The sequence below is a fragment of the Ilumatobacteraceae bacterium genome, from assembly GCA_033344875.1.
Lineage (GTDB): Bacteria > Actinomycetota > Acidimicrobiia > Acidimicrobiales > Ilumatobacteraceae > Ilumatobacter.
Map to the genome: position 1 here is coordinate 3735176 of JAWPMO010000001.1, position 20125 is coordinate 3755300.

A 20125-nucleotide genomic window follows, 5' to 3' on the forward strand; every position below is an offset into this window, starting at 1 on the left:
GGATGCACCGGCCGGTCGCCATCGCCGATCGCGACACGATCGAACTCGCCCTCGGCCTTCCGGCCCTGGTCCCCCACTTAACCGATGATCCGTCGCCCGGCGCGACGTCTGCGCTGCGGCGGCAGATGGCCCGCTTCAGCGGCCCCGGCGAGCACCCGCAACGGCGTGCCCTCGTCGACGCCGTGATCGCCGGACTCGACGTCGACGACGCCGAGCGTCTCGCTCACGCCACCGCCCTCGAACGGCTCCGGACCGGCACCGTGACCCACGCCGACCTCGCGACCACGATCCCGACCGCCACGCTGATCGAACTGCTCGCGCTCCCGGTCGACGCCGAATCAGCGACCCGCGACGTCGAGGCGATCGTGCGGGTGATCGGCCGAGGTGAAGCGGCTGACGACTCGGCCGACGCCGCGACCGAACGCCTCCTCGCTGCCGTGCCCGACCCGAGTGTCGCGGTCGCGGTCGTGTCGTTGCTCTATCAGAGCTTCGATGCGACGGCCGCGCTCGTCGCGACCACGCTCGCCGCCCGTTCCACGGGGGCAACGCCCGAGCCGGCGGTGCGCGCCACGCGACGCGTCGCGACCGCCCCGACCGACGTCGGTCGACACCGCCTGGAGACCGGCGACGAGGTCGTGCTCGAGATCGGGCCGGCCGGGCTGCCCTTCGGCGCCGGCCCGCACGCGTGCCCGGGGCGCGAGCTCGCCGAGGCGATCGTGCGCGGCATCGTCGCTGCGCACGACGAGTCGGCGCCCGCTCCCGGTTGAGGCAACCTCTTCGGGGCACGGCGGCGACGGGACACTACGCTCGTCCCCGTGATCGACGTCCGACTGCTTCGTACCGACTTCGACGACGTGCGCGCCGCGATCTCGCGACGCCATGACGACAGTGCACTGAGGGCGCTCGACCAGGCCCGCGAGCTCGATGCGCGTCTCCGCTCGATCGGCGCCGAGCGAGACGAACTCCGTTCCCGTATCAACGGGATCTCCAAGGAGGTCGGGATGCTGCGCCGTGACGGCAAGGTCGACGAGGCCGAGGCGCTCCAGGCCGAGAGTCGAGCGATCGGCGAGACCGAGAAGCACCTCGATACCGAACACGACGAGATCGAGGCCCGCCTGCGTGACCTGCTGCTCGTGATCCCCAATCTGCCCCACGCCCACGCGCCCGACGGGGAGTCCGACGCCGACAACCCGATCGTCACCGGACCCTTCGTGCCCGACGGCTTCCCCGATCACCAGCGGGTGCCGCACTGGGAGTCGGCCGTCGAACTCGGCATCCTCGACAACGAACGCGCGACCAAGATCGCACGGTCGATGTTCACGATGCAGCGCGGCGCCGGTGCCACCCTGGCTCGGGCCCTGTGTCAGCTCGCCCTCGATCGCAACGCCGACGTCCACGAAGAGATCAGGGCGCCGTCGCTGGTCTCCACCGCCACGCTCACCGCGACCGGACAACTCCCCAAGTTCGCCGACGACGCCTTCGCGATCGAACGCGACGATCTGTGGTGCAGCCCGACCGCCGAAGTCCCCCTGACCTCGATCTATGCCGGTGAGCTGCTCGACGCCGACGATCTGCCGAAGCGGTTCATGGCGTACAGCCCGTCCTACCGTCGTGAGGCGGGTTCCGCCGGCCGCGACACCCGCGGCATGCTGCGAGCCCACGAGTTCGACAAGGTCGAGATCCTCGCGCTCTCGACGCCCGAGCACGCGCCCGACCTGCTCGACGACATGGTCGCCCGGGCCGAGAGCCTGATCGTCGACCTGGGCCTGCCGTACCGGATCATCGAGATCTGCACCGGCGACATGGGCCAGAGCCATCACCGGAGTTTCGACGTCGAGGTCTACGCCCCCGGCGCGGACGCCTGGCTGGAGGTGTCGTCGATCAGCTGGTTCGGCGACTACCAGGCCCGGCGCGCCAACATCAGGTACCGCCCGGTCGACGCCGACGGCGCGCCGGTCAAGGGCACCCGATTCGTGCACACGCTCAACGGTTCGGCGCTCGCCGTACCGCGGGTGTGGGCGGCGATCATCGAGAACTACCGCAACGACGACGGCTCGATCACGGTGCCCGAGGCACTGCGGCCGTACATGCGCGGTATCGAACGGATCGAGCGCGCGTAGATGGTGGCGTCCGACGATCGCCAGGCCGTGATCCGTGACCGTCGGGTGCAGTACGAGACGGCCGGCCTCGACGTGGGTGACGTGGCCGCCGACCCGATCGACCAGTGGCTGCGGTGGCACGACGAGGCCCTCGTTGCCGGCGTCGCCGAACCCAACGCGATGACCGTGTCGACGGTCGATCTCCACGGTGTGCCCGACGCGCGCATCGTGCTCGCCCGAGGGGTCGATCGGTTCGGTTTCGTGTTCTACACGAACTACGAGTCGGTCAAGAGTCGGCAGCTGAACGCTCGACCCGTCGCTGCTGCGACGTTCGGTTGGCTCGATCTCCACCGCCAGGTCCGCGTCCGCGGGTCGGTCGAACGTGTGAGCGAACAAGAGAGCGACGAGTACTTCGCGTCGCGGCCACGGGCGAGTCAGATCGGGGCGTGGGCGTCGCCGCAGTCAGAACCGATCGGCGATCGCGACGAACTCGATCGGCTGGTCGCGGCACAGCACGTGGCGTTCGAGACGGCCGACTCGGTGCCGCGACCCGCGTTCTGGGGTGGCTGGCGCCTGGTGCCCGACGAGATCGAGTTCTGGCAGGGGCGGACCAGCCGGCTCCACGACCGGATCCGGTACCAACTCACCGACGATCGCTGGCACATCTCGCGCCTCGCGCCGTAGCTGAACGTTCCCGAAACGGTTCGGCCCGGGGTTTGACCTGGGACCGGCCCGCGTCCAACCTGGTGCGATGCAACATGGAGCCACCCGCGTGCTGGTCGTCGACGACGAGCCGACGGTTCGGGAAGTCGTGGTCGGGTATCTGCGGCGCGACGGTCACGAGGTCCGCGAGGCCGAGGACGGCACGAGCGCACTCCGGTTGCTCGACAGCGAGGAGTTCGACCTGGTCGTGCTCGACATGATGCTGCCCGGGGTCAACGGGCTCGACATCCTGCGTCGCGTCCGAGCGGCGGGCGACATGCCGGTGATCATGTTGACCGCCCGCGCCGAGGAATCCGACCGGGTGGCCGGGCTCGAGCTGGGTGCCGACGATTACGTGGTCAAGCCGTTCTCGCCGCGGGAGCTGGCGGCTCGGGTCAACGGCGTGCTGCGACGTGCCGCACCGAAGGCCCCGGCCACGAGTGATCGGCTGGAGTTCGACGGCCTGGTGATCGACCACCGGTCGCGCGAAGTCGTGCTCGACGGCGAGCTGGTCGAGTTGACGCCGAAGGAGTTCGACGTGCTGGCCCATCTCGCCGGCGCGCCGCGGCAGGTGTTCTCCCGCGCCGACCTGTTGCGCGACGTCTGGCAGTCGTCGCCCGAGTGGCAGGACTCCGCAACGGTGACGGTGCACGTGCGCCGGATCCGCAACAAGATCGAGGCCGACCCCGAGAACCCGCGCTGGATCACGACGGTGTGGGGTGTCGGGTACCGGTTCGAACCATGACCCGCCTCGGGATGAATCGCCTCGGCCGCCGCTTCATGTGGGCGTCGATGGGCGTGCTCGCGGTGGCGGTGGTGATGATCGTCATCGCCGCGCAGCAGATGTTCATCAACGACCAGGACCTCGGCTTCCTGCTGTGGATCCTGATCCCGGCGACGGTCGCCGCCGCGATCGTCGCCTGGCTGCTGTCGGCGCCGATCGCCCGTGACGCGAAGCGGTTGAGCGATGCGGCGACACGCGTCGCCGGCGGTGATCTCGGCGCACGCTCCGGGGTGGTGCGCGCCGACGAACTCGGCGACGCCGCGTCGGAGTTCGACCGCATGGTGGTGCGCCTGGAGGCGGTCGAGAAGGAGCGGAGCTTGATGCTCTCGTCGATCTCGCACGATCTCCGGACCCCGCTCGCCGCGTTGCGGGCGTCGGTCGAGGCGATCCGTGATGGGGTGGCGCCCGACCCGGACGCGTCGTTGAAGGGGATGGAGCATCAGGTGCAGGCGCTGGCCGCGCTGGTCGACGACCTGGGACTCCACACGCGGCTCGCGAGCGGCACCTTGGCGATGCGACCGGCGCGGATCGACCTGACCGAGCTCGCCGACGAGGCGGTCGAGACCCTGCGGCCGCTGGCGACGGCGAGCGACGTGCGGTTGTCGATCGTCGCCGCCGACCGCATCGTGATCACCGCCGACGCGGCCCAACTCGGACGCGTCGTCAGGAACCTGATCGAGAACGCGATCCGACACGCCCCGAGCGACAGCACCGTCACCGTCGAACTGGAGGTGCAGTCCGGCGCCGCCGTCGTGCGCGTCGTCGACGAGGGTGATGGGTTCCCGCCCGAGCTGGGCGACCGTGTGTTCGAGCCGTTCACTCGCGGCGATCCGGCCCGCGACGTCCGGACGGGTACCGCCGGTCTCGGGCTGGCGATCGCGGCCGCGATCGTCGCCGCGCACGGTGGCTCGATCTCGATCGTGTCGGCCGCGCGTCCCGGCGGCGCGGTCGAGGTTCGCCTCCCCGCGTGACAATCGCCGCCCCACTCGCGCTCAGAGTGTGTTCCATCACCCGATGGGAACATTTTCTTTACACTCCCATGACTCGCCGTCTAGCTTCCCCAGTGAGCGGTTCGCCGCTCATCGGCTCCTCGCGACCCACCCGCTTGGGACGAGTGAAGCCGACGGGCATCCAAGGTGTGGGGGCGATTCCGCCGATCGCCCCCACACTGCCTGTCGACCGACCGCCCCGACACCCGGATGCGGCGTTGGCGGTTTGCTCGTAGACTGGCCTGAATGCGCACCCTCTCGCAGCCGCCCGACGTGACCCCGCAGGCCAACGAACCGTGCTGGTGCGGGAGCGGGCGCAAGTACAAGCGGTGCCACAAGAAGCTCGAGGGGCGCGTGCTCCCGGGTGAGGTCTCGCCGATGCGTTCGGTGCCCGACCACATCGTCCGACCCAACTGGGCCGAGACGGGTGAGCCGGTCTACTGGGACGAAGAACGGGTCAAGACCCCCGAGATCATCGAGAAGATGCGCCACGCGGGCAGGGTCGGTGCCGAGATCCTCCGTCTGACCGGCGAGTTCATGCAGGTCGGGATGACCACCGAAGAGGTCGACGAGTACTGCCACCAGCTGTACATCGAGCGCGACGCCTATCCGAGCACGCTGAACTACAACCACTTCCCCAAGAGCCTCTGCACGTCGGCCAACGAGGTCATCTGCCACGGCATCCCCGACTCCCGGGTGATCCAGGACGGCGACATCATGAACCTCGACTGCACGGCGTACGTCGGCGGTGTCCACGGCGACACCAACGCGATGTTCCTGATGGGCGACGTCAGCGACGAGCACCGCGAACTCGTCCGGCTCACCGAAGAGTGCACGTGGAAGGGCATCGAGGCGATCCGGCCCGGCCGCCCGATCAGCGACGTCGGCCGTGCGATCGAAGATCACGCTCGGGCCCACAAGCTCGGTGTCGTCAAAGCGTTCGTCGGCCACGGCATCGGCGAACAGTTCCACACCGACATCCAGGTGCTGCACTATTACGACTCCCGCAACTCGATGATCATGCGGCCCGGCATGACCTTCACGGTCGAGCCGATGATCACGCTCGGCACGTGGCAGCACAAGATGTGGGACGACGACTGGACCGCCGTCACCGCCGACGGCAAGTGGACCGCGCAGTACGAGCACACCTGCCTGGTCACCGACGACGGCGTCGAGGTACTCACCGGCGGCGACGGGGCGGTCTCGCCGACGGCGCCCTGGAACCGCTGACCGAAATCGCCGGCGCCGGGAACTCATCGTCCGCTCGGGGCGACCACTCCGTCATGAAGCGATCCGTTTCCGTGCTCCTGACCGCTGCCATCGCGCTGACCGCGTGCGGCTCCGACGACGATGTGACGGTCGCCGGCGCCTGGGCCCGCGCCAGTGCGCCCACCCAGACCTCCGGTGCGGTGTACTTCGATCTGACGGTCGCCGACGACGACGCCCTGATCGGCGCCTCGGTGCCGGCGTCGGTGGCATCGAGGGCGGAGATCCACGAAGTCGTGATGGTCGATGGCTCGATGGACACGTCCGAGGACGCTCACGACATGAGCGGGGACGACATGGACGACACGGAGATGTCGGAGGGTTCCGACGACATGAGCGACACGAGCGACATGGACGACATGGGCGACATGGAGGGTGGTCAGATGAGCATGCGGGAGCTCCCCGACGGGCTCGCGCTGACCGCCGGCGAGACCGTGTCGTTCGAACCCGGCAGCTACCACGTGATGCTGCCGGAGCTCGCCGACCCGCTCGAGGTCGGTGACGAATTCGACCTGACCCTCGACTTCCGGAACGCCGACGACGTCACGATCACGGTGCAGGTCGCCGAGACCGCCCCGTGATGCGCCTGGTCGCCGCCGGCGCGGCGCTCGTGCTGGCATCGTGTGGGGGCGACCCGTCCGAGCCGTCCGCACTCGATGGCGCCGACGTCACCGTCGACGCGCCATCCGACGGCGACCGGCTCCCCGACGTCGATCTCATCTCGCTGGCGTCGGGTGAGGAATCGTCGCTCGCGCAGATCGACGGGCCGGCCGTCATCAACCTGTGGGCGACCTGGTGCGCCCCGTGCCGTGCCGAGATCCCCGACTTCGAAGAGGTCCATCAGGCGCGCGGCGACGACGTCCGGTTCGTGGGGATCAACATCGGCGAAGACCTCGACGACGCACAGGGGTTCATCGACGACATCGGCGCGACCTACGACCAGTTCGCCGACCTCGACGGTGATGTCTCGGTCGCGCTGTCGGCCACGGCGATGCCGGTGACGGTGGTCATCGACCGTGATGGCGTCGTCACGACGCGCCACCTCGGCCCACTCGATCAGAACGGGTTGAACGACGCGATCGACGCGGCGTTGGGCGTCACGACCGGCTGATCGACCCGACGAGCAACGACCTGATCGAGAGCAGCGCGATCGCCGTCCCGCCCGCCAGTGCAGCACCGGTGGTCGCTCGGTCGAACCAGAACACCAGATCGGTCGGCAACACCGGCTTGGAGAACACGTCCCGGCGACCGAAGGCCCACAATGCGAGCTGGAGCCCGCTGAGCGCGAGCAGGCCGCGGATGAGGAGTTCCGAACGCCCGTAGGTGGCGATCGCGGCGAGACCGGCGACGAGCGCGACGGTCGGCATGATCCACCACACCATGAGCGGGCCGGTCTCGCTCGGGAGCGAGAGGTACTGGGCGGCCCCGGTCACCGACGCCGCCAGGGCCACGAGCAGTGTCATGAGCGTTGCGGTCGCGGGACCGAGCCACCAGCCGAGGAGGACGAGCTGCAGACCGAGGAGGATTCCGACCGCCGTCGGCCACCATGACGGAGCGGCCACCAACGTGGTCTCGACGGTGATCCCGACGGGACGGCCGTCGACCGTGATCGGAATCGTCTGGACGGGCAGCGACATGCCGGGCTCGAACCCGATCGGTGGTTCCGGTGCCATCCAGTGCGACCGGTGGTCGTGCCACGCCCAGGTGCGACCCGAGCCGACGGTCTGCCATTCGGGTTCCGCCCGGAAGTCGACGAACGGCGGCACCTCACTGACACCGAACCGGTTCTCGTTCTCGTAGGTGGCGGCCGAGAGCCGGTTGGTCGAAATGGTCCCGTCCGGCGCGAACCTGAGGTACGGCTCACCGGCGTATCCGTACACGATCACCTCGGCGTCGCCTGGCGCGGTGAGGCGGACGAACGAGTCGCCGCCCTCGATCGAGACGACGAGTCCGTCGATCGACGGCGCGACCGACACGATGGTGGTGCGGTAGTCGGTCGGGCCGGCCGCATCGGCGTGCGCGACCGTCGGCGTCATCGCGATGGTGAGGCCGATGGCGGCCGCCAGCCACTTCATGCTCGGACGCGCAGGGTGAACTCGCCGGCGGAGTGCACGGTGCAGCTCCCCGACAGCTCGCCGGGTGCCGTGAACTGTTTAGTGAGCGTCTCACCGGCGCCGACGTAGAACACGCCGACGATGTGCCCTTCGTCGTCGGCGTTGATGATCCGGATCGCTTCGCCGACCTCGACCGTGAGTTCGCGGGGGACGAGGTCGACCTGTTCTCCCTCGTCGATCCGGTCGGCGGTACCGGCCGGGATGAAGTAGTCGTACTCGAAGGCGGTGACGTCGGCGGCGCTGCCGATGCCGACACCGGTGCTGTCGTCGCCCGGTCGGATCGCACGGCCGATCAACAGACCGCCCACCACGACGAGCGGCACCAGGACGACGAGCAGGAGACGCTGCCACCGGGTCACGTCTCACCGTCCAGCAACTGTCGGAAGTCGGCGGCGAGCGCATCCTTCGTCACGCCGAACGGCCAGGTCAGGGCGAGCCGGCCCTGGTCGTCGACCGCGTACAGGTCGGTGCGGTGGCCGACCTCGATCTCACCGTCGGCGTTGGTCGCCACGTCGTACGACGTCCCGAAGGGAGCTGCCACCCGTGCGAGCAGCGAGGCGTCGTCGGTGCCGAGTGCGTGCCCGTCGTCCGGGAAGAAGCCGCCGATGTACTCGGCGAGGATCGGCAGGTCGCGGTCGGGATCGATCGTGATCATGGCGACGTCGATCTTCGACGGGTCGTCGAGCTCGCGGCGGGCCAGCCGGACGTCGGAGAGCGTGGTCGGGCAGAAGTCGGGGCAGTTCGTGTACCCGAAATAGACGACGAGCAGTTCGCCGGGTTCGGCCCGGAGCGCGAACGGCTCGCCACCGTTGGAGAGATCGGGCAGTTCGAACTCGCCGACCTCGGGCGCCGGCTCGCGGACGTAGCCGGCGAGTTCGCCGCCGTCGCCGGCATCGGCGGCGGTGAGGTCGTCGGTGCCCCCGCAGGCGATGAGCAGGACGGCGGATGCAGCGATCGTTGCGATCCGACGGATCACGGGGTCACCACCGCGAGCGCCTCGATGTAGGCCACGAGTTGGTCGACCTCGGTGTCGGACAGATTCGTCGTGGGCATCGGCAGGTTGTAGCCCTCGACCAGCTTGGCGCCCGGGTCGACGATCGACTCGACCAGGTACGCACGGTCGGCGACGACGGGGTCCTGGCCCTGGATCGACGCCTCGGTGCCGAACAGGCCGGCCAACGGCGGGCCGACGCCTCCGCCGGCGTCCGAGCCGTGGCAGGCGGCGCAGCCATTGCTGCGGAACACGTCGCGCCCCTCGGCGGCGGCGGGTGGGAGATCGATCTCGGCCGCCGAATCGTTGGAACCGCACGCGGGGAGGAGTGCGAGACCGAGCGCGGCGAGGCTGGTGATGGTTCGATTCATCGAAGACCCGGTCGTCGGCGACGGTCGTCGAGTTCCGCCTCGTCGGGGTTTTCTGTCGCAGCGAGCGCACCGATCAACTGCTCGCGCGCCCGCGAGACGCGAGAGCGGATCGTGCCGATCGGGACGTCGAGCACCTCGGCTGCTTCGTCGTATCGCAGGCCGTTGATCTGAGTGATCACGAACGCCGCCCGGCGGTCGTCGTCGAGCTGATCGAGGAGTTCCGCCCACTCGGGGTGGAACGCATCGGATGCCGGCGCCGACATGTCGTCGCGAGCCAGGCCGGTGACCCGCCGCTCGAGACGGCGCCGTCGGATCCGTTTACGGGTGGCATCGGCGCACGTGCGCCGGGCGATCGTGAGCAGCCAGTGCTTGGCGGGGCCCTCGGCCCGGAAACGGTGCAGCGAGGCGATCGCTCTGGCGTAGGTGTCCTGGGCGAGATCGTCGGCGTTGTCGCGGTCGCCCAGGTACCGGCACAGGGTGCTCACGTCGTGGTGCGTCTCCGCGATGAACTGGCGCAGCGCCGCCTCGTCGCCGCCCTGGGCGTCGAGCAGGAGTCGCGTGAGCCGGTCCATCAGGCAATCATTGTGCCGCGGGAACCGCGCGGTCGGCAGGGACGACCGTCACATCATGGGACGACACACAGGATCCGATGCCGCCGCCGGGCAGCCGTTGTCGTGCGAATCGGCGCGCGAACTGATCTCCGCGGAGGCCGACGACGCACTGCTCGGCCACGACGTTGACATGCTCGACGTCCACCTCGCTGGGTGTGCAGCGTGTACCTCGTATCGCGCCGACGTGGTGTCGCTCGCCCGTTCGACGCGGGTCCGAGCGGTCGACTTCGACCCCCGCTTCGTCGATGCCGTGATGCAGCGGTCCAGGCCGGCGCGCCTCGGTCGCGGCGGTTGGTTGCGGCCGGCGCTGGCCTGGTGCGGTGTCGTGCTGGCCGGCCAGAGCGTGGCGCCGCTCGTGTTCGGTGAGCTCGACGGCACGCCCACGCACGTGGCGCGCCACGTGGGCGCGTCGACCCTGGCGCTCGCCTTCGGCCTGCTGTTCGTGGCATGGCGTCCGCATCGTGCCGCCGGGCTCCTACCGTTCGCGGGTGCGCTGTTCGGATCGATGTTCGCCGGTGCGATGTTCGACGTGTTCAGCGGCGACCGGTCGCCGGTGTCGGAACTCGCTCATGTCGCCGAACTCGTCGGCATGGTGCTGCTGTGGATGGTCGCCGGGTCGCCGGGGTGGCATCGTGTCGAGCGCGCCGTCAACCTCGGTCGCCGGGGAGTCGTTGCGTCCACCAACTGACGAGGTGCTCGGCCGCCGTCCCGCCGACGCCGAACGCCTCGCACACGGCGCGGCCGACGGCGACGACCTCGCCGGCGCGGAGTGCGTCGACGGCCGGTTCGAGCGACCCGGCCGGCCAGGGCGTCGCGGCGAGCGACGTCGGCCCGATGCGGACCGCGGTGGTCGACAACCCCGTGCCGGCGCCGTGCTGCCACGCAGCGACGGAGGCGATCGGTGAGGTGAGGACGGCGGCGATCTCCCAGACGTCGTGCCCCTGGGTGGGTGTCACCGTCGTGACCGGCACCCCGGGCAACCACGCACCGTCGGGATCGGCGACGGCCTCGATGATCCGGGTCTGGTTGGCGACGAGCACCTTCGGGACCAGCTTGCGTTCCGCCCAGGCCGGGAACCGACCGGTCAGGCGTCCGAGATCGACGCGCGGATGGTCGAAGTCGCGTTTGGCGAACCTGACCGGGCGGCGCCCCCAGTGGCATTCGCCCGGATCGATCAGCCCGCTCGTGACGAGTGGCGGGCCGTCGGCGTCGTCGCTGACGGCGGGCACCAAGGCGTAGTACTCGTCGCGGAAGTTGGCGTTCAGGTCGGCCCGGTCGCCGAGCGTGCCCGATGTGGCCGACGCCGCGATGCCGAGCGACGGCACGCCGAGTCGTTCGGTGACGACGCCGGTCCATGCGGCCGGAGGGATCGGTGACGTCGCCGGGCGCTCGAGCCCGATCGCGCACACGTTCACGCTCGCGTCGAAGTGCCGCTGCGACGGCGACCACCACGACCACGCCAGTCGTGCCATCTCGCCGACCTGACGTCGCACGGGTTCGGCATCGCGGGCACCGAGGACCGATTGTGGGAGGACCAGACCCACCCGGCCGCCGTCGGGCCGGGCGAGGCGCGTCGCCAACGCGAGGAACTCGACCGCAGCGTCGGCGTAGGGGCCACCGCCGTGCCGGCTGCGCCCGCCTCGGGTCGTGTCGACCGCCATCTGCGACAGGAACGGAGGGTTCCCGATCACGACGTCAGCGGTGAACGACCCCCACTCGTGGGTGAGCGCATCGGCGTGGATCCGGCGGATCCGCTCGTCGGTGATCGCTGCGAGGGCATTCGCATCGATGTCGCAACCGACCAGTGCCGAGGTGCCGCCGGCGGCGGCGATGCGGTCGCCGATCGCCGTGAGGAACCGGCCGTCGCCGCACGCGGGGTCGACGACCGTGATCGGGCGATCGCGAGACGCGGCTACTCCGTCGAGCACGCCGTCGAGGACGATGTCGATCAACTCGGGTGGCGTGTACCAGGCGCCCAACTGCTTGCGAGCATCGGTCGGAGCGGGCATCCCGACATGCTGACACGGGGCCGGATCGAATGCGGGCACTACGTTGTGGCGGTGCCCGATCGGTACCTGACGTTCAGCCGCGACGACTGGGCGGTGCTGCGCGCGGCGACGCCCCTCACCCTGCGCCAACACGATCTCGATTCGCTCCAGGGCATCAACGAGCGCATCGACCTCGACGAGGTCGTCGCGATCTACCTACCGCTGTCCCGGTTGCTGAACCTGTACGTGAGCGCCGTGCAGGACCTGCAGCGGGTGTCGGCGACGTTCCTCGGGTCGATGTCCCCGCGGGTGCCGTACGTGATCGGCGTCGCCGGTTCGGTGGCGGTCGGCAAGTCGACGTTCGCCCGCATCCTGCAGGCGCTGCTGAGCCGCTGGCCGAATCATCCGCAGGTCGACCTGGTCACCACCGACGGCTTCCTGTATCCGAACTCGGTGCTCGCCGAGCGCAACATCATGGACCGCAAGGGGTTCCCCGAGAGCTACGACACGCGGTCGCTCCTGGCGTTCCTCCGGGCCGTCAAGAGCGGCGAGGCCGAGGTCGCCGCCCCGGTCTACGACCACGTCGCGTACGACATCCTGCCGGACGAGACCGTCGTGGTGCGCCGTCCCGACATCGTCATCGTCGAGGGGCTCAACGTGTTGCAGGTCGACCGTGAGGGTGCCGAGTTCGTCAGCGACTACTTCGACTTCTCGATCTACGTCGATGCCGACGTGGCCGACATCGAAGACTGGTACGTCCAGCGGTTCTTCGCCCTGCGCGAGTCGGTGTTCCGCGACTCCGGCAGCTACTTCCGCAACTTCGCCGACCTGACCGACGAGCAGGCCGAGATGACCGCTCGACAGATCTGGGCGGCGATCAACGGACGGAACCTGCGCGAGAACATCGCCCCGACCCGCGCTCGGGCGTCACTGATCATCCGGAAGGAACGCGACCACCGGGTGAGCGAGGTCTCGCTCCGGAAACTGTGACCGGGCGTCAGCGTCGTCCGGCGAGGTGGACCCACTCGCGGACCGGGCGATCGGGAGCGTCGCGGACGTCGGCGGCGTCGAACCCGGCGGTGTCGTCGGGCTCGGCCGTCACGCCGACAACCACGACGGGAGATCGCGGATCGATGCCAGTTCGTCGAAACCACCGTCGTGATGTCGGACGACCTCGTGCTCCCAGGTCACGTGATACGGGATGTGGACGCCCTGCGCACCGATCTCGAGCAGCGGGAGCACGTCGGATCGCACCGAGTTGCCGACGAACAGGAACGTCGTCGGGTCGACATCCCACTCGCCGAGCACGCGGCGATACGTGGCCGGGTCCTTCTCCAGCACGACCGACAGGTGTTCGAAGTGGTGCTCGATGCCCGAGGTCGTGATCTTGCGGGTCTGGTGGACGAGATCGCCCTTCGTGATCAGGACCAACCGATGGGTGCGACCGACCGCAGCGAGTGTCTCGGGGACGCCGTCGAGCAGCTCGACCGGTTGCATCAGCATGTCGTGGGCGTGGTCGACCAGCCGACCGATCACCGCCGACGGCACCCGTCCCGATGTCGCCGTGACCGCGGCCTGGACCATCGACAGGGCGAACGCCTTGACGCCGTAGCCGGACACCGAGACGTTGTCGCGTTCGATCGCGTGGAGGGCATCGGTGACGTCGACGCCGTCGGGCGCGTGCGGGGCGACGAGTTCGATGAACATCTCCTCGGCCTCGCGGAACGTCTCCTCGCTCCGCCAGAGCGTGTCGTCGGCATCGAACCCCACGACCTCGAAGGCCTCCCCGCGTGTCATGTCGAACCGATCAGCGGTGGATCGCGTTGAGGTAGTTGTAAATCGTGATGCGGCTCACGCCCATCGCGTCGGCGACGTCTTCGACCGCGCGGCGGAGGATGAAGGCGCCCCGTTCGTCGAGCAGACGGACGGCGCGCTGCTTGTCTTCGCGCGACAGTGCCGGCAGCGGCCCGCCCAGTTCGGCCTCGACGGTGTCGATCAGCCGGTCGAGCGCACCGTGCAGCGGGGGCATCCTGACCGCTCCGATGAGTTCGCCTTCCCAGTTGAGCGGGACGTCGGCCGGTTCTCGCTGGTCGGCCGGCACGATCGTCGCGCCGACGGCGTCGACGACCGGCTTGATCGCCCGCACGACCGGGTGCATCTCGCTCATCCCGCCGCCACGTCGACGTTGATATGGGTGGCGCCGTGCTGCAGCGCGATCCCGACGACGGTCGCGACGACCTCGCCGGCTCGGTCGTCCTCGACGACGCAGGCCGACCCGAACGGGCCGACCTCGATGTCGAGGCCCGTCGCCCGGAGGGCCGCGGCGGGTGCGGTCACGTGCTCGCCGGGCTCGCCTTCGTTGAAGGGTTCGATCGTGAACTCAACCCGCTGCACGGTGTCAGGTTACGTGACGGAGCCGACGGCGTGCGCCAGGAAGCCGACGACGTTGGTCAGCCCGGGCCGAACCCGGCGATCATCGGCAGCAGCATGGCCTCGCAGGCGGGCAGGAACGGCACGGTCGCCATCAGCGCCCGGAGTTCGTCGCTGGTCACGAAACGAACCTCGGCGACCTCGCCGTCGGCGAACTCGAACGGGCCGTCGGAGACAGCGAGGAACACCTGAGCGAGCTCGCTCGACCGGTCGTCGTCGAAGCGGCCGTGGCCGATCGGCATCAGCTCGACGTCGTGGACGCCGAGTTCCTCGGCGAGTTCCCGGGCCGCTGCCACGTCGTCGGGCTCGCCGACACCGACGACACCCCCGGCCCCGATGTCCCACCACCCCGGGTGGAGATCCTTCGTGTCGGCGCGTCGTTGCACGAGCAGCCGTCCATCGGTGGAGACGACGACGATCGCGACCGATCGGTGGAGCAGGTTCTCGCGGCGCATTCGGGCACGGCTGACGATGCCGAGCACGCGCCCGTCGTCGTCGATCCACTCGACGGGTTCGGCCCCCGGGCCCGCTGCGCACGCGTCCACGGGAAGGGCCTACCATGCGGCGATGACGCTGGACACGCTCCGAGACGAAGCCGTGGAGTTGCAGCGCGACACCGTGGCGCTGCGGCGGGCACTCCACGAGCGACCGGAGGTCGGCAACGATCTGCCGCTCACCCGTGAGCGCGTGCTCGAATCGCTCGACGGCCTGCCGCTCGACCTGACGCTGCACGAGACGACGTCGGGTGTCTCCGCACTGCTGACCGGTGGGCGGCCTGGGCCGACCGTGCTGCTGCGCGGCGACATGGATGCGCTGCCGCTGCACGAGGACACCGGGCTCGACTTCAGTTCTCGCGTCGACGGCCGGATGCACGCCTGCGGACATGACACCCACACGGCGATGCTCTCGTCGGCGGCCAAGCTGCTCGCAGCGCACCGGGACGAGATCCCCGGTCGGGTGCTCTTCATGTTCCAACCGGGCGAAGAGGGGCACCACGGCGCCAAGTACATGCTCGACGAGGGGCTGCTCGACGTGCCGCCGCTCGATGACGGCACCGAGTCACCGGTCACTGGCGCATTCGCCCTCCACATCACGTCGACGATGCCGACCGGTCTCGTCGCCACCAAGGGTGGCCCGATCCTCGCGTCGGCCGACGAGTTCACGATCCGCGTGCACGGAGCGGGTGGTCACGCCAGCGCGCCGTCCCAGGCGATCGATCCGGTTCCGATCGCGTGCGAGATCGTGATCGCCCTCCAGACGATGATCACGCGCCGGATCGACACCTTCGACCCGGCGGTCGTGACCGTCGGCCAGATCCACGCCGGGACCACCACCAACATCATCCCGGCCGTCGCCGAGATCAATGGCACGATCCGTACGTTCAGCGAGCAGACCCGGGCCCGCGTGCACGACCACCTTCGTCGGGTCGCCGAGAAGATCGCCGAAGCGCACGGCGCCACCGCGGAACCGGAGGTCGTGCTCGGCTACCCGGTCACCTCGAACCAGCACGAGTTCGCATCGTTCACGCTCGACGCGGCTCGGGCGTCGATCGGACACGAGCGGGTGATCGAACTGCCGAACCCGATCATGGCGGCGGAGGACTTCTCGTACGTGCTCGATCGGATCCCGGGGGCGATGATGTTCCTCGGCGGGACGGCGCACGACCGGGATCCCGCCACGGCGCCGGCGAATCACTCCAACCTGGTGACCTTCGACGAAGACGCCATGACGACCGGTGTGGAGATGTACGCCCAGATGGCGCTCCGCCACCTGGGCGTCAACGACTGAGCGCGGCGTACGTCGACGCCGCGGCGGCGAGGCCGTCGATCAGCGCCTCGGTGTGCGGGGTCAGGCCACCCTCCCAGTCCCACCACAGCGGGCTGGATCCACGCACACGCGGCGGGAGTTCGATCTGCACGCCCTGCTCGACCGGGAGATTCACGGGGTTGCGGTCGTGCACGCCGCGCAGCTCCTTGGGGATCGCGTCGAGGTCGTCGATCACGTCGTAGGCCGGCAACGCCCGCCGGAGGTGGCCCGCGACGTGCCCGGCGAGACGACGGTTCTGTCCGCCGAGCAGCAGCGACGTCATCAGCGCCGGTCGACCGAACCCGTGGACGGTCACGACGATGTCGACGTGGCCGATGAACTCGGTGAGGCGCGCCGAGTCGGCCGGAGCGACCCGGGTCGACGGCAGATGCAGCTCCCAGTGCGGCGGGTGGAGCACCCCGTAGTAGCTGGCGCCGCTCCGCTCGGCGGCGGCGCGAGCGATGACGTCGGTCGTCTCCTCGAGACCGCCGCCGTGGTAGGCCATGAACCCGAACGAGCCCCGCAGTTCGAGCTCCTCCCGCACGCCGTCGAGCGCGAGGAGCTCCGCGAACGTGGGCGTTGCCATGTCGCCATCGTGCCACGGGACCCGTGCGAACCGCACCGGGGCGGTCCAACCCCATCGGTGCTGCCGTTAGAGTCGGCCCGATGCTGGTGTGGATGGATCTGGAGATGACCGGGCTCGATCACACGTCCGACGTGATCGTCGAAATCGCGACCCTGGTCACCGACGACGACCTCGATGTCGTCGCTGAGGGTCCCGACCTGGTGGTTCATCAACCCGACGACGTGCTCGCCCGGATGGATCCGTTCGTCGTCGACATGCATACGAAGTCGGGGCTGCTCGACCAGATCAGGGCGTCGACGATCACGCTCGAAGCGGCGGGCGCGGCGACGCTCGCCTTCATCCGGGAACACGCACCGGTCGCCCGAACGGTGCCCCTGTGCGGCAACTCGATCGGCACCGACCGTCGATTCCTCGCCGCGTACCTGCCCGAGATCGAGGAGCACCTCCACTACCGGTCGGTCGACGTGTCGAGCCTCAAAGAACTCGTGAGGCGCTGGCATCCCGACGTGCTCACCCAGCGCGGCTGGAAGCAGGGGGCCCATCGGGCGCTCGACGACATCCGAGAGAGCGTGTCCGAGCTCCAGCTGTACCGCACGCTGGTGTTCTGCGAACCCGACGAGGTCGCACGGCGGCTCGCCGTGATGCAGGCGGCGCAGGCCGCCGAGGCCGGGGCCGATACCGAGACCGCCGAGCCCGGGGCCGACGCCGCACCGCTCGAGTCCTCCTCCGAGTAGCGAGGGCCCGATCCGACTCCCGACGTCGCCGACCTCGATCGAGTTCGCCACGGCGACCGGTGAGGCGGCACACTGGCGCCATGCGCGCAGTCGTGATCGAGGAGTACGGCGGACCCGAGGTGCTGCAGGTGACCGAGGTCCCCGACCCGGTACCCGGCCCCGACGAGATCCTGGTGCGGGTCGCCCACACGGCGATCAACCGGGCCGACACGCTCCAGCGCTCCGGTGGCTACCCCGACCCGCAACGGCGCTCCCACGAGATCCCCGGGCTCGAGTACGCCGGGACGGTCGAGGCCGTCGGCGACCGGGTCCGGCTCTGGGCGGTCGGCGACCGGGTCATGGGTATCGAGGCCGGGGCGTGTTACGCCGAACTGGTCACCACCCACGAGCGTCAGGCCTTGCCGATCCCCGACGGCATCGATCTGGCCGACGCCGCCGCGATCCCCGAGGTGTTCCTCACGGCGTGGGACGCACTCGTCGTCCAGGGCGGGTTGGCGACCGGCCGCTGGGCGCTGGTGCACGCCGGCGCGTCAGGTGTCGGCACGGCCGCGATCCAGATCGCCTCGGCGATCGGCGCGCGGATCGCGGTCACGTGCTCGGCCGGCAAGATGGACGCCTGTCGTGAGCTCGGCGCCGACCTCGTGCTCGAACGATCGCCGGCCGACTGGTCGTCGGTCCTCCGGGCGGAGCTCCCGGGTGGCGTCGACACGATCCTCGACGTGGTCGGTGGTGCCGAGGTCGACCGCAACCTGAGCGTGATCGCTCCGCAGGGCACGATCGTCCAGGTCGGTCTGATGGGCGGCGCCAAGACCGACGTCAACGTGGGCCTCCTGCTCGTGAAGCGGGTGCACTGGATCGGCACGACGCTCCGGGCCCGCCCGATCGAGCAGAAGGCGGCGCTCTCGCAGCGGTTCATCGCCGAGATGCTCCCTCGGTTCACCGACGGTTCGCTGCGTCCCGTGATCGACTCCCGGTTCTCGCTCGACGACATCGCCGACGCGCATCGCCACATGGAGGCCGACGCGAACGTCGGCAAGATCCTGATCGACGTCTGACCTTCCGGTACGCCGCGAAATCCGCGCGGAAAAGCGCGAGGTGTGCGTCGGATCCCGCTCTGGACCGGTGTGACAACAGCACCGCTCCCACCGCCGACCACCCCACCCCGAACGCCCTCCGCGGCCGTTCGGAAGAAAATCTCGCAGGACGCGTATCAGACAACAGTGTTCTCGTCTCTGTGTGTTCGACCCGAGCGGCAACGGTCCGCTCAGCAACACCGGAGGCAACCATGACGCTGCTCGACATCACCATCACCGATCTGGCCGACACGGAGGTCGATCCGGCGATGGATGAACCAGCCCGGTCGAGCTTTGCCCGCTGCGCCGACGGCAACGGCACGCTGACCCACCTGTTCTTCTCCGACGACGAGTTCGACATCGCCAGGGCGAAGGCGATCTGCGGGAAGTGCGGGCTCGCCCCGACGTGCCTCGACGATGCGCTCGATCGAGCCGAACCGTATGGCGTCTGGGGCGGACAACTCCTGGTCGAGGGGGTGGTCGTGGCGATCAAGCGGGGCCGCGGCCGCCCCCCGAAGCACCCCAAGCCGGTCCTCGTCGTCGACGAGGTCCCGGTGCCACCACACCTGGTGGCCTGAGCGGTCGGTCGGCACCTGGCGGAGGTCCGACCGACCGCCGAGACGTTCCGGGCGGGCGGGCCCGGATCGAAGCTCGGAGGTGTCCGCACGTCCCCCGCGGAAACCTCCTTGACGTGAACGTGCGCAGCGTGCTCCACTGGAGCCTGCTGCGCACGTCCGCGTGCGCTGCACGAACACCCGCCGACACGACAACGACACGACGAGAAAGGACGAACCGATGGTCACGCTGCTGCCGAACCGCCAGGTCCTGGATCGCCCGCGCTCTGCCGTCGCGTCCCACGTCGTCGTCCCGAACACGGGCGGCAACTGGCGTCTCGGTTCGGCCGCTCCGGCCTTCGGCGGTACCACCGGTCTCTTCTCGGGCGCTTGCGCTGCCTACATGGGCGAGACCACCGGCACCCAGGTCGCGAAGCACACGATCAAGCGCCCTGCCCGGCACCTCGGAACGAGGTCGACGTAACGAAACGTCGAACTACCTCACACCGAGGCCGCCGGGTTCCGAACCCGGCGGCCTTTTGCGTTTTTCGGCCACGAGTCCAGGTCATGCATCACCAACCACACCAACCACACCAACCACCGAATCAGCACCACACGAACCAGAAAGACAGCACCATGAACATGATCCAGCTCCAGGCCATCGACGACACCTCCGTCTCCACCGTTCAGGTCGCGCGCTGCGCCGACGGCAACGGCACCCTGACGCCGCTCTTCTTCTCCGATCACGTCCTCGACATCGCTCGAGCCAAGGCGATCTGCGCCAAGTGCGCCCTGGCCGAATCGTGCCTCGACGAGGCGATCGAACGGGAGGAACCGTGGGGCGTCTGGGGCGGAGAACTGCTCTCCGGCGGACGAATCGTGGCCAACAAGAGACCCGGTGGCCGACCTCCCAAGAGGCCGCGGCCTCCGGTCATCGTCGACGAGTTGGGCGTGGTCGAGAACGACGACGACCCGATCCCCGTCGCATAGTCCCCCGGAGCGGCCCCGGAACTCACGCGGTTCCGGG

General features: G+C 69.4%; 27 protein-coding genes. 16 read left to right on the forward strand and 11 right to left on the reverse strand.

The window, feature by feature from the left end:
- Window positions 1–2: 2 nt before the first annotated feature.
- From R8G01_17645 to R8G01_17680, 8 genes are all read left to right on the forward strand, one after another.
- Window positions 3–767: a hypothetical protein gene (locus R8G01_17645; protein ID MDW3215825.1), complete on the forward strand. Its 765-nt coding sequence runs from the start codon at window positions 3–5 to the stop codon at window positions 765–767.
- A gap of 48 nt (window positions 768–815) precedes the next feature.
- Window positions 816–2120 carry a serine--tRNA ligase gene (gene serS, locus R8G01_17650; protein MDW3215826.1) on the forward strand — a complete coding sequence of 435 codons (1305 nt, stop codon included), beginning with the start codon at window positions 816–818 and terminating at the stop codon, window positions 2118–2120.
- 27 nt (window positions 2121–2147) lie between these two features.
- Window positions 2148–2783 (forward strand): pyridoxamine 5'-phosphate oxidase, encoded by a 636-nt coding sequence (gene pdxH, locus R8G01_17655; GenBank protein ID MDW3215827.1) that lies wholly within the window; start codon window positions 2148–2150, stop codon window positions 2781–2783.
- A gap of 67 nt (window positions 2784–2850) precedes the next feature.
- Entirely contained in the window at window positions 2851–3546 is a 696-nt protein-coding gene (locus R8G01_17660) for a response regulator transcription factor (GenBank protein MDW3215828.1), read from the forward strand.
- Window positions 3543–4556 (forward strand): HAMP domain-containing sensor histidine kinase, encoded by a 1014-nt coding sequence (locus R8G01_17665; GenBank protein ID MDW3215829.1) that lies wholly within the window; start codon window positions 3543–3545, stop codon window positions 4554–4556. The genes R8G01_17660 and R8G01_17665 overlap by 4 nt, the downstream gene beginning before the upstream one ends.
- Window positions 4557–4820: 264 nt before the next feature.
- The gene (gene map / locus R8G01_17670) at window positions 4821–5804 is read left to right on the forward strand and encodes a type I methionyl aminopeptidase (protein MDW3215830.1); all 984 of its coding nucleotides are present in this window, start codon (window positions 4821–4823) and stop codon (window positions 5802–5804) included.
- Between the two features lie 53 nt (window positions 5805–5857).
- On the forward strand, window positions 5858–6421 hold the full coding sequence (locus R8G01_17675) for a copper chaperone PCu(A)C (protein MDW3215831.1): 564 nt from the start codon (window positions 5858–5860) through the stop codon (window positions 6419–6421).
- Window positions 6421–6951, forward strand: coding sequence for a TlpA disulfide reductase family protein (locus tag R8G01_17680; GenBank protein MDW3215832.1), 531 nt, complete (start codon window positions 6421–6423; stop codon window positions 6949–6951). Before R8G01_17675 ends, R8G01_17680 begins: the two co-directional genes overlap by 1 nt.
- Here the strand turns inward: R8G01_17680 and R8G01_17685 are convergent.
- From R8G01_17685 to R8G01_17705, 5 genes are read right to left on the reverse strand one after another with little or no spacing between them, the layout of a single operon-like run.
- On the reverse strand, window positions 6938–7915 hold the full coding sequence (locus R8G01_17685; GenBank protein ID MDW3215833.1) for a hypothetical protein: 978 nt from the start codon (window positions 7913–7915) through the stop codon (window positions 6938–6940). The genes R8G01_17680 and R8G01_17685 overlap by 14 nt on opposite strands.
- Window positions 7912–8313, reverse strand: a complete 402-nt coding sequence (locus R8G01_17690) for a hypothetical protein (GenBank protein MDW3215834.1) — start codon at window positions 8311–8313, stop codon at window positions 7912–7914. Before R8G01_17690 ends, R8G01_17685 begins: the two co-directional genes overlap by 4 nt.
- Window positions 8310–8930 (reverse strand): SCO family protein, encoded by a 621-nt coding sequence (locus tag R8G01_17695; GenBank protein MDW3215835.1) that lies wholly within the window; start codon window positions 8928–8930, stop codon window positions 8310–8312. The genes R8G01_17690 and R8G01_17695 overlap by 4 nt, the downstream gene beginning before the upstream one ends.
- Window positions 8927–9316 carry a cytochrome c gene (locus tag R8G01_17700; GenBank protein MDW3215836.1) on the reverse strand — a complete coding sequence of 130 codons (390 nt, stop codon included), beginning with the start codon at window positions 9314–9316 and terminating at the stop codon, window positions 8927–8929. Before R8G01_17700 ends, R8G01_17695 begins: the two co-directional genes overlap by 4 nt.
- Window positions 9313–9888, reverse strand: coding sequence for a sigma-70 family RNA polymerase sigma factor (locus R8G01_17705; protein MDW3215837.1), 576 nt, complete (start codon window positions 9886–9888; stop codon window positions 9313–9315). Before R8G01_17705 ends, R8G01_17700 begins: the two co-directional genes overlap by 4 nt.
- A gap of 55 nt (window positions 9889–9943) precedes the next feature.
- Here R8G01_17705 and R8G01_17710 point away from each other — a divergent pair, with 55 nt between their 5' ends.
- On the forward strand, window positions 9944–10615 hold the full coding sequence (locus R8G01_17710; protein ID MDW3215838.1) for a zf-HC2 domain-containing protein: 672 nt from the start codon (window positions 9944–9946) through the stop codon (window positions 10613–10615).
- Here the strand turns inward: R8G01_17710 and R8G01_17715 are convergent.
- Window positions 10575–11936: an N-6 DNA methylase gene (locus R8G01_17715; GenBank protein ID MDW3215839.1), complete on the reverse strand. Its 1362-nt coding sequence runs from the start codon at window positions 11934–11936 to the stop codon at window positions 10575–10577. The two genes, R8G01_17710 and R8G01_17715, sit on opposite strands and share 41 nt — an antisense overlap.
- 51 nt (window positions 11937–11987) lie before the next feature.
- Here R8G01_17715 and coaA point away from each other — a divergent pair, with 51 nt between their 5' ends.
- The gene (gene coaA / locus R8G01_17720; protein ID MDW3215840.1) at window positions 11988–12905 is read left to right on the forward strand and encodes a type I pantothenate kinase; all 918 of its coding nucleotides are present in this window, start codon (window positions 11988–11990) and stop codon (window positions 12903–12905) included.
- A 108-nt stretch (window positions 12906–13013) separates the two neighbouring features.
- Here coaA and R8G01_17725 read toward each other — a convergent pair whose 3' ends face one another.
- The 4 genes from R8G01_17725 to R8G01_17740 are packed head-to-tail and all read right to left on the reverse strand — an operon-like array spanning window position 13014 to window position 14890.
- Complete coding sequence (locus R8G01_17725; GenBank protein MDW3215841.1) at window positions 13014–13712, reverse strand: HAD family hydrolase; 699 nt, start codon at window positions 13710–13712, stop codon at window positions 13014–13016.
- A 10-nt stretch (window positions 13713–13722) separates the two neighbouring features.
- Window positions 13723–14082 carry a helix-turn-helix domain-containing protein gene (locus R8G01_17730; protein ID MDW3215842.1) on the reverse strand — a complete coding sequence of 120 codons (360 nt, stop codon included), beginning with the start codon at window positions 14080–14082 and terminating at the stop codon, window positions 13723–13725.
- Window positions 14079–14309 (reverse strand): hypothetical protein, encoded by a 231-nt coding sequence (locus tag R8G01_17735; protein MDW3215843.1) that lies wholly within the window; start codon window positions 14307–14309, stop codon window positions 14079–14081. The genes R8G01_17730 and R8G01_17735 overlap by 4 nt, the downstream gene beginning before the upstream one ends.
- 56 nt (window positions 14310–14365) lie before the next feature.
- Entirely contained in the window at window positions 14366–14890 is a 525-nt protein-coding gene (locus R8G01_17740; GenBank protein ID MDW3215844.1) for an NUDIX domain-containing protein, read from the reverse strand.
- A 22-nt stretch (window positions 14891–14912) separates the two neighbouring features.
- On the opposite strand from R8G01_17740, the gene R8G01_17745 reads away from it, so the two are divergent.
- Window positions 14913–16133, forward strand: a complete 1221-nt coding sequence (locus tag R8G01_17745) for a M20 family metallopeptidase (GenBank protein MDW3215845.1) — start codon at window positions 14913–14915, stop codon at window positions 16131–16133.
- Here R8G01_17745 and R8G01_17750 read toward each other — a convergent pair.
- A complete protein-coding gene (locus R8G01_17750; protein ID MDW3215846.1) occupies window positions 16123–16737 on the reverse strand; it encodes a poly-gamma-glutamate hydrolase family protein in 615 nt (204 codons plus the stop codon). The two genes, R8G01_17745 and R8G01_17750, sit on opposite strands and share 11 nt — an antisense overlap.
- An 80-nt stretch (window positions 16738–16817) precedes the next feature.
- Between R8G01_17750 and orn the strand changes: the two genes are divergently transcribed.
- From orn to R8G01_17775, 5 genes are all read left to right on the forward strand, one after another.
- Window positions 16818–17471 carry an oligoribonuclease gene (orn, locus tag R8G01_17755; protein ID MDW3215847.1) on the forward strand — a complete coding sequence of 218 codons (654 nt, stop codon included), beginning with the start codon at window positions 16818–16820 and terminating at the stop codon, window positions 17469–17471.
- An 80-nt stretch (window positions 17472–17551) separates the two neighbouring features.
- Complete coding sequence (locus R8G01_17760; GenBank protein MDW3215848.1) at window positions 17552–18526, forward strand: NAD(P)H-quinone oxidoreductase; 975 nt, start codon at window positions 17552–17554, stop codon at window positions 18524–18526.
- Between the two features lie 230 nt (window positions 18527–18756).
- Window positions 18757–19122 (forward strand): WhiB family transcriptional regulator, encoded by a 366-nt coding sequence (locus R8G01_17765; GenBank protein ID MDW3215849.1) that lies wholly within the window; start codon window positions 18757–18759, stop codon window positions 19120–19122.
- Between the two features lie 217 nt (window positions 19123–19339).
- The gene (locus R8G01_17770) at window positions 19340–19582 is read left to right on the forward strand and encodes a hypothetical protein (protein MDW3215850.1); all 243 of its coding nucleotides are present in this window, start codon (window positions 19340–19342) and stop codon (window positions 19580–19582) included.
- A 152-nt stretch (window positions 19583–19734) separates the two neighbouring features.
- Window positions 19735–20088, forward strand: a complete 354-nt coding sequence (locus R8G01_17775; protein ID MDW3215851.1) for a WhiB family transcriptional regulator — start codon at window positions 19735–19737, stop codon at window positions 20086–20088.
- Window positions 20089–20125: the final 37 nt, after the last annotated feature.